The 325-nt window shown below is 63.4% G+C and carries 1 protein-coding gene; it reads left to right on the top strand.

Translation table 11 applies throughout. The features are described from left to right. A partial coding sequence (locus tag KQX66_RS39160; protein WP_253957683.1) for a SulP family inorganic anion transporter occupies nt 1-325 on the top strand: 325 nt, incomplete at both ends.

The raw sequence follows: 325 nt of genomic DNA, 5'->3' as shown, positions 1-325 counted from the left end.
CGCTACAGCGTCTCCGGCCCCACCGCCGCCTTCGTGGTGATCCTCTATCCGGTCTCGCAGCAGTTCGGCCTGGCCGGCCTGCTGGTCGCCACGCTGATCTCCGGGGTATTTCTGCTGCTGATGGGGCTGGCGCGCTTTGGCCGGCTGATCGAGTACATTCCGCTGCCGGTGACGCTCGGTTTTACCTCCGGTATCGCCATCACCATCGCCACCATGCAGATTAAGGACTTTTTCGGTTTGCAGCTGGCGCACACGCCGGAAAACTACGTCGGCAAGCTGTACGCCCTGCTGCAGGCGCTGCCGACGTTGGATCTCGGCGATACCC

It is taken from the genome of Paenibacillus oleatilyticus, from assembly GCF_018998565.1.
In the GTDB taxonomy this organism is placed as follows: Bacteria; Bacillota; Bacilli; order Paenibacillales; family NBRC-103111; genus Paenibacillus_G; species Paenibacillus_G oleatilyticus.
Note: the sequence above shows the minus strand (reverse complement) of the source record. Positions and strands in the feature narration are given on the sequence as shown.